General features: G+C 58.9%; 6 protein-coding genes and 1 pseudogene. 2 read left to right on the top strand and 5 right to left on the bottom strand.

The annotated features are described in order from the left end of the window. Nucleotides 1-8 precede the first annotated feature (8 nt). Both IAE77_RS15770 and IAE77_RS15765 read right to left on the bottom strand, forming a co-directional pair. Nucleotides 9-839 (bottom strand): hypothetical protein, encoded by an 831-nt coding sequence (locus tag IAE77_RS15770; RefSeq protein ID WP_294228179.1) that lies wholly within the window; start codon nt 837-839, stop codon nt 9-11. An 86-nt stretch (nt 840-925) separates the two neighbouring features. Beyond that, on the bottom strand, nt 926-1,477 hold the full coding sequence (locus tag IAE77_RS15765) for a hypothetical protein (protein WP_294228177.1): 552 nt from the start codon (nt 1,475-1,477) through the stop codon (nt 926-928). 261 nt (nt 1,478-1,738) lie between these two features. Here IAE77_RS15765 and IAE77_RS30920 point away from each other — a divergent pair. Then, nucleotides 1,739-1,843: pseudogene (locus tag IAE77_RS30920) on the top strand (aquaporin); the annotation flags it as partial. Here the strand turns inward: IAE77_RS30920 and ppk1 are convergent. Continuing rightward, the gene (gene ppk1 / locus IAE77_RS15760) at nt 1,844-4,000 is read right to left on the bottom strand and encodes a polyphosphate kinase 1 (protein ID WP_294228175.1); all 2,157 of its coding nucleotides are present in this window, start codon (nt 3,998-4,000) and stop codon (nt 1,844-1,846) included. A 187-nt stretch (nt 4,001-4,187) separates the two neighbouring features. Here ppk1 and IAE77_RS15755 point away from each other — a divergent pair, with 187 nt between their 5' ends. Further along, nucleotides 4,188-5,348, top strand: coding sequence for a KamA family radical SAM protein (locus tag IAE77_RS15755; RefSeq protein ID WP_345780987.1), 1,161 nt, complete (start codon nt 4,188-4,190; stop codon nt 5,346-5,348). Between the two features lie 7 nt (nt 5,349-5,355). Here the strand turns inward: IAE77_RS15755 and IAE77_RS15750 are convergent, their stop codons facing one another. Further along, nucleotides 5,356-6,273: a glycosyltransferase family A protein gene (locus IAE77_RS15750; RefSeq protein ID WP_294228171.1), complete on the bottom strand. Its 918-nt coding sequence runs from the start codon at nt 6,271-6,273 to the stop codon at nt 5,356-5,358. A 54-nt stretch (nt 6,274-6,327) separates the two neighbouring features. Further along, a complete protein-coding gene (locus tag IAE77_RS15745; RefSeq protein WP_294228169.1) occupies nt 6,328-7,818 on the bottom strand; it encodes an exopolysaccharide biosynthesis polyprenyl glycosylphosphotransferase in 1,491 nt (496 codons plus the stop codon). Between the last annotated feature and the right edge of the window lie 54 nt (nt 7,819-7,872).

The following is a 7,872-nucleotide window of genomic DNA, read 5'->3' as shown; positions in this document are numbered from 1 at the left end:
CCCTCTTCCTACCACTCCGCTTTCGCCGCTGCTACCTTCGATACCCACTCAGGACAGCGAAGACTCGTTATCATTCGCAGCCTCTTTGGCGGTGGAAGCACAATGCCCAAGCCGTCCAGTCCCGCTTGAGTCTCCAAAAGTCGAGCCATCGAACTAACAAGAGAAGGAATTTCAGGTGCGGCTCCCTGCATGAATGCGTTCCTTGCCATATCTAATGAAGGCTCATCGGGCTGTAAGATGAGAAGCGTTGCGGTGCCAAGACGCGTGGCAAAAGGCACGGAGAATACAGACATAAGGCGTTCCGCCACCTTAACGATGCATTGGTGAGTGACATAGTTCGGCGAGTTGGCTTCGATTTGGGCCGCAAGGGATAAACCGAGGGTGGGAGAGCAGTACCAGCCCGCTTTGAATTCTAACGCACCGTTTCTTGAAAGCAAAAGAACGAGCGGCAGATTCTTGTGCCTAGCGGAGAAATCGCCCATGAGGTCAACCAAGGGCTTCATCGCCACTGCGCCTCCGCTATAAAAACGCCCCAGTTCCGCTGAATCTGAGACGCGAGGTGTCAAGCTCTGCGTGTTTAGTTGACCGCGATGATAACATCGCCAGTCTGCGTGACCAGAAGCGGTCGTAAAGATGAAATAGATGCAGACAGCGATGATCATTAACACCGCGCCACCAACAGCAAAATCGGTGAAGGTGCTGTTCAATATGTTGGCGCTCGAATCATAGGTCCATACCCATAATAATTGTATAAGCAACAGGGTTGGCGCTAAAGCCACAAAGAGAATCCGCTTGGCTAAACGCCAAATGTTTTTCTGAGCGCTTGATAAAGACATCATATTGTTTGTGTTTTATGAACTAACTGACCACTTGGGAGATGCAGTATTCGCCCGAGTTCATTTCCTGGGATTATTTTTCAGTAGATCTATCTATTTATTCTTGGATTATCTGGTTCTTTATGATGAGATTCTTTTGACCTGCCGAAGCATTTGAGAACGTGATTAATCGTGATGCGGGCAGCTTTATCTTCAGTCATGGTTTCAGACGATTTCCCAAAACGGCGAAGCTGCTGAAGCACTCTTAGTGGCAGCCTTAACCTGATAGACACCATTCGATTGGATGCTGGATCGATCCCGGCCCACTTTAAAATGCGATCTGCGCGTTTTTTCCCAATGTAACTCATTGAACCCAAATCTAATTCGTGTGACATGAGCTTCTCACGGAGCATGTCTCGATTAAGTATCCCAAGCCTTTCGAGCTTGAGCGCTACTCCTAGCGGCAAAGGGCCTTTATAAAGTTCCGGATTTAGCAGATCCCCTGCTTTAGCCAGCTCACGAATTACATACCAGCTACTGTTGCCAGCTAAGGACAGCACATGTTCAGCTGAAACCGGGACCCCTACCCCTTCGCTCATTAGCTTGTGCAAGATTCTTGATGGCAAGTTCTGTCTTTTGAAGCTCATGTACATATTAACCATGCTGTAATATTGATATTAGCGTCTGGCGCGGGTTAACCCATTTGGTTTAGCGGGTTACCATCTCAACAATTTCGGCTTACCCCGGTATTTTAACCGTGTTAACACTCTTAGATTGCCATGGTAACCCATTCAGATACCCCGGCAGAGCCGGGGGCTTGTAATGTGTTAACCGCTCAAAGCGGTGTATGAGACGCTTGTCTTACTGCTCCTTGTTCTGGATGTATGCTCCCACCACCGCCTATGCCATCAACCCCGCGCGTGAAAGGCGGCGCCGACTGAAGCTACGCCTGGATTCCCGTCGCAGGCCCGATCATCGGCGGCATCCTCGGTGCGCTGGTTTACAAGGCGCTGTGGCCGGCGGTTTGATCACTTCGGCGTGTGCGGCACGAGGACGTCCGGAGACTCGTTCGCCTGACGGGCACGTTTGGCCATTTCCTTGGCGAATTGCTCCTGTGAACGCACCGTTTTGGCGGCGGTGACGTTTGGAAGCTGCCAGGTGCCGTCGGATTTGAGAATGCGACCACGGGCGGTGTCAGCGAAGTGGACTTCGAGGATGTGCTGGAGGCGTTTGCGGGCCTCCTTGTCCTCCACCGGAGTGAGCAACTCGACGCGCTTCGACAGGTTGCGGTTCATGAAGTCGGCGCTGGCGATGAAGACGACCGGCTTGCCGCCCTGACGGAACCAGAAGATGCGGGCGTGCTCCAGATTGCGGTCGATGATGCTGACGACGCTGATGTTTTCGCTGACGCCTTTGACGCCGGGACGCAGGCAGCAGATGCCGCGGACGTTGAGCCGGATCTTCACGCCGGCCTGCGAGGCCTCGTAGAGCGCCTCGATCATCTGGCGGTCCTCGAGCGCGTTCATCTTGAGCATGATCTCGGCGGCATCGCCCTGGCGTGCGCGCTCGGTTTCACTGCGAATCATGGACAGCAGGCGCTCGCGCAGGCCGTAGGGGGCCATGCTGAGCTTGTTGAAATGCACGAAGCGGGAACGGCCGGTGACGGTGTTGAAGAACGCGGAGGCGTCCGTGCCGTATTCGGCGCGGCAGGTGAGGAGACTGATGTCGGTGTAAAGCCTTGCGGTGCTTTCGTTGTAGTTGCCCGTGCCGAAGTGCATGTAGCGCGTCATGTGGCCTGATTCGCGGCGCATGACGAGGCAGACCTTCGCATGGGTCTTCAAACCGGCGACGCCGTAGATGATCTGGGCACCCGCGTTGATGAGATCGGCGGCACGTTCGAGATTGCGGGCCTCGTCGAAGCGGGCCTTCAGCTCCACGAGCACGGTGACGTGCTTTCCAGCCTGCGCCGCACGGATGAGGGCGGAGATAATGCGGCTGTTCTTCGCCGTGCGATAGAGGATCTGCTTGATCGCGATGACATTTGGGTCAGCCGCAGCCTCTTCGACGAGTGCGAGGACAGGATCGAAGCTCTCATACGGATGGTGCAGCAGGATGTCGCCGCGTTTGATCGCGTCGAAGATGCTCTCACCGGGTGTGATCGAGGTGCTGAGATGGCTGTCCCACGAATCGACCTTCAACTCATCGAAACCAGAGATGCTGGCGATCTGGAAGTAGGCACGAAGGTCGAGTTCACCCGGCACTTCATACATTTGCGCGGTTTTCGCACCGCAAAGATCGCGAATGATGCGTGTGTGCTCGCGGGAGGCACCGGACTCGATTTCGATGCGGATGGCGGGGCTCTTGAGACGCGCTTCGAGCACCTCCTCCATCTCGCTGGCGAGGTCGAAGGCGCTTTCGTCATCGACGGTGATGTCGGTGTTGCGGCTGACACGGAAACGGGCGGGCTCAGACACCTTCTCAGACGGAAAGAACTCGCCGATGAAGAGGGCGACGACGTCTTCGAGGTTCACGTAGAGGAACTGGCCGCCATCCGGGTCGGGAACTGCCACGTGGCGCGGCAGATTGGCCGGCAGCGGCAGCAAGACATGACGTCTGGCCTCATCGTCGCTCACGGTGCATAGCAGCACGATGTTCAGCGCCGGAATGGCCGCACGGGCACCGGCGTCATCGACGACGACCGGGGACAGCACCGGAAAGATGTGCTCGTCGAAGTATTCGCGGAGATGCGTGCGCTGCGCCGGTGTCAAATCGGCTCCAGGAAGGCGGCGGATGCCGTTTTCAATCAGCAGCGGCACCAACTGGCCCAGGATCTCATACTGGCGGGCGACATATGTGGCAGCGTGCTGATGAATCTGGTCCCACTGCTGCGATGGCGTGAGACCGGCACTGTCACGCGCACGAATGCCCTGCTCCCGCAGCAACTGGAGACCGCCGACGCGGACCATGAAGAATTCGTCCAGGTTCGAGGCGGTGATGGCGAGGAACTTGACGCGCTCCAGCACTGGAAGCGTGGTGCGGGCGGCCTCATCGAGCACGCGTGAATTGAAGGCCAGCCAGCTCAGCTCACGATTGAAGAAGTGCTCCTCGGTGAACCGCAGTTTCGGCGGCGTTGGGCGTGAGGCGGGCGTGTTTGAGGGCGCTGGCGTGGACATCGAGTTCATCATGCGGAGGACCCGGGCACGCTGCAAGCAACGTTCCGTGCCCGCCTTCGACCACCCGACGCCGGTGTCAGGTCACGACAAATGCCATCCGCCACGAAGATGGGCCGCGAATGCACCCAAACGGGCGCAGGGGACGTTTGACATGGCAGCCACTCCACGCCTAACCTCCGCGCCCACCGACCCGCAGCACATGCACGAATCCCCCACGCTGCCTGAGAAGGAGTTCCGCTCCCACGCTCCTGGCTTTTGGTCCGAAAAGAACGTCTCTCCGGCTGACTGGAACAGCTTCACCTGGCAGCTCAAGAACCGCATCACCACGCTGGCGCAGCTCGAGGAGCATCTGACGCTCACTGAAGAGGAACGCGCAGGTGTTTTGCTCTCCGGCAACAAGCTGGCGATGGCGATCACGCCGCACTATTTCAATCTGATCGACCCGGAAGATGCGAACTGCCCGATCCGCCGTCAGGTGATCCCGCGCATCGAGGAGACCTGGGAGGATGCCGATGAAATGAGCGATCCCTGTGGCGAGGACAGCCACATGCCGGTGCCCGGACTGGTGCATCGCTACCCGGACCGTGTGCTGTTTCTCGTGACGGACCGGTGTGCCAGCTACTGCCGCTACTGCACCCGCAGTCGTGTGGTGTCCGGCGTGGGCGAACAGGAACTTCACACCGAATTCGAGGCCGCCTTCCGCTATCTGGAGCGGCACACGGAGGTGCGTGATGTGCTGCTTTCCGGAGGCGATCCATTGCTCTTCTCGGACGGGAAGCTGGATGGCATCCTGACGCGTCTGCGGGCGATCAAGCACATCGAATTCATCCGCATCGGCAGCCGCGTGCCCATTTTCCTGCCGCAACGCATCACGCCGGAGCTTTGCCGCATGCTGCAGAAGCACCACCCGCTGTGGCTGAGCATTCACACCAATCATCCACGCGAACTGACGACGGAGGTGCGTGACGGTCTGGCGCTGCTGGCGAATCATGGCGTGCCACTCGGCAACCAGAGCGTGCTGCTGCGCGGCGTGAACGACAGCGCGGATGTGATGAAGAGCCTGCTGCACAAGCTGCTGATGTGCCGCGTGCGTCCGTATTACCTCTACCAGTGCGATTTGATCCAGGGCTCGTCGCACCTGCGCACCAGCGTGGCCGACGGGATCGAGATCATTGAGCAGCTCCGCGGCCACACGACCGGCTATGCCGTGCCGCAGTTCGTCATCGACGCCCCCGGCGGCGGCGGAAAGGTGCCGGTGAACCCGGATTACGTGCTGCTGCGGGATGAACAACGTGTCCTCATCCGCAACTACGAGGGACGGACCTTTGAGTACCCCGAACCGGCGCTGGTGCGGGCGTGAACTGATCTCAAGGCAGCGGAAACTGGGCGCAGTCGCGCAGCCACAGCCACCAACCGCCCGGCAGTGCCATGAGCCAGAGCAAACGGCCGCCGAGGCTGTTCAATTCGAAAAACTGACGCGCCAGTCCGCGGCCGCTCAGCCAGGCAAAGCGGCTGTATTGCACCGCCGCACGCAACAGGCGCAGCGGGGCGCTGAAAAACCAGCCGCTCTCGAGATCGAGCACCGTTTTGAACATGAGGCGGTGGCCTGCGGCATTCGTGCGCGGATCGGACCGGCCATGAACGAGCGAAGGAGCATCCATCCAGTAAATGCGCAGTGCCTCGTTGAAATGACGCGTTTTGAAGATCTTCGACACCTGGCACCAGATGAAGGACTCGGGAATGAAGTTTCCAGACACGCCTTCCGGATAGGGAAAGCGGCGGAGAACATCAAGCCGGAGGCATCCCCACTTCTCACCACGCACTTTGTGAACGTATTCCAGCTCGGCAGCCGAGCAGTCGAGCGGATCGGATGGGAAACGTGAGCCGACGAGGGTTCCGTTTTGATCAAGGCAGAGTCCGGTGACGCCGGAGAACTGGTCACGGAGTTCCAGCGGAATGCTTTCCCAGTGGTTTTTCAGGCGTTCCAAGGTCTGAGGCACGCAGCCGTCATCGGAATCGAGCTTCACCCAGAGCTCGCCACGGGATTCACGGAGGGAGAGATTGTGCGCGTGATGTGCGCCGCGATGCGGCTCTTGAAGGTACCGCAGCGGAAACGTGGCTTCCTGTTGATACCGGGCCATCAAAGCCGCTGTGCCGTCGGTGGAGCCGTCATCGATCACCAGCCACTCAAAGTCCCGGCAGCTCTGTGCCTGCAAACTGTCAAACACGCGGTGAAGCGTGTGCGCCCGGTTGAAAGTGGGGGTATAGACCGTGAAGAGCGGCATTTCGGCAGAATTAGCAACAAGAACAGACCTGTCACCCGATGAATCGCCCTGGGCTCAATAGGCGTTGTCGCGCTTGAAGAAGGTCAGCAGCATGATCTGGAGGTCGAGCCATAGGCTCCAGTTTTCCAGATACCAGAGGTCACACTGGATGCGTTCACCGAGGTCGGTGTCGCCGCGCAACCCGTTCACCTGCGCCCAGCCCGTCATCCCCGGTTTGGAGTGATGCCGTGCGTTGTAGTGCGGGATCTCATGCTTGAAGGCGGCGATGAGCTCCGGCCGCTCGGGACGCGGGCCCACGAGGCTCATTTCGCCTCTTAGCACGTTCCAGAACTGCGGCAGCTCGTCGATGTTCCACTTGCGCATGAAGGCGCCGATCTTGAGCCGACGGGGGTCGTCCTTCACGCACCACCGGGCTCCGCTGGACTTCTCGGCGTCCAGACGCATCGAGCGTATCTTGATGATTTCAAAGGGGACGCCGTTCACCCCCCAGCGACGCTGGCGATAAAATACCGGCCCGCGGGACTCCAGCCATACGATGGCGCTGAAAACGGCGATCACCGGGGCGCTGACGATCAAACCGAACACTCCGCCGGCAATGTCCACGAAGCGCTTCATGACGAAATTGAAGGTGTCGTCCAGCGGCAGGCGGTTCACCCCCAGAACGGGCGTTCCAGCGATGGTTTCCAGCGTCAGCCCGGAAACAAACACCCGGAAGCAGGACGGTATCACCTTGAACTGGATCATTTCGCGCTCGCACAGGTTGGCGAGGGCGATCATCTGTTCGCGCGGACCATGGAGGTCCGCCACTACGACCATGTCCACCGCGTGGTTGATCACCAGATGCTCGACCTGGTCCAGGCTGCCCAGGCAGGAGAACAACCCGTCCGAAGGAGACTTGGTCTCCGGGCTGCCGGCGTGTACCCAGCCCAGAACCTCATACGCGCCGGCCTGATCACGCTTCAGGGTCTTCCAAAGCGCCATGGCTTCGTTGTTCCAGCCCACAAACAACGTGCGCTGACGCAGCACCTTGATGCAATCCGACACCCGCAGGAAATACATCAACAGCGAGCGCCAGCCGAGCAGCAGCAGCAGCGCCGTGGCTCCGTTCAGCATCACGTAGGCGCGGGAAATGCCAGGCTGCAATTTCAGCGCCAGGGTGATGGCCAGGAAGCCGCCAGTCCAGGTCAGGACTGCTTTTGCGATCTTTGAGGAAATCCAACGGCTGCGCAGCAGCACGTTTTGATGGTAGATGCCCTGCCAGCCGAGCACCAGCACGAGCGAAAGGCTGCCGAGCGCCATGTGGCCGCCATATTGACGGAAGGTCATGGCGTCGAAGTTCCCGAAATCCCGCAGCATCGTGTGAAACCGCAGACCGTAGGCCGAGTAGGCGGCCAGGATCGCCATGACGAGGTCGCCGAGAATGGTGATCAAAACCCAAAAGTGGGCCGACAGAGGCTGCTGCTCACGCCACGCACGCCGCGCTTCCAAAGCCGGGACGGCTGAAGCGTGATTTAGCAAGTTGGCGGTTGGAGTGGTGGCTTCCATAAGCGAGCCGGAGGGCTGATTGATTGTAATTATAACAATCCACAGCCATTCCAG

The sequence above is a fragment of the Prosthecobacter sp. genome, from assembly GCF_014879935.1.
GTDB lineage: Bacteria > Verrucomicrobiota > Verrucomicrobiia > Verrucomicrobiales > Verrucomicrobiaceae > Prosthecobacter.
Note: the sequence above shows the minus strand (reverse complement) of the source record. Positions and strands in the feature narration are given on the sequence as shown.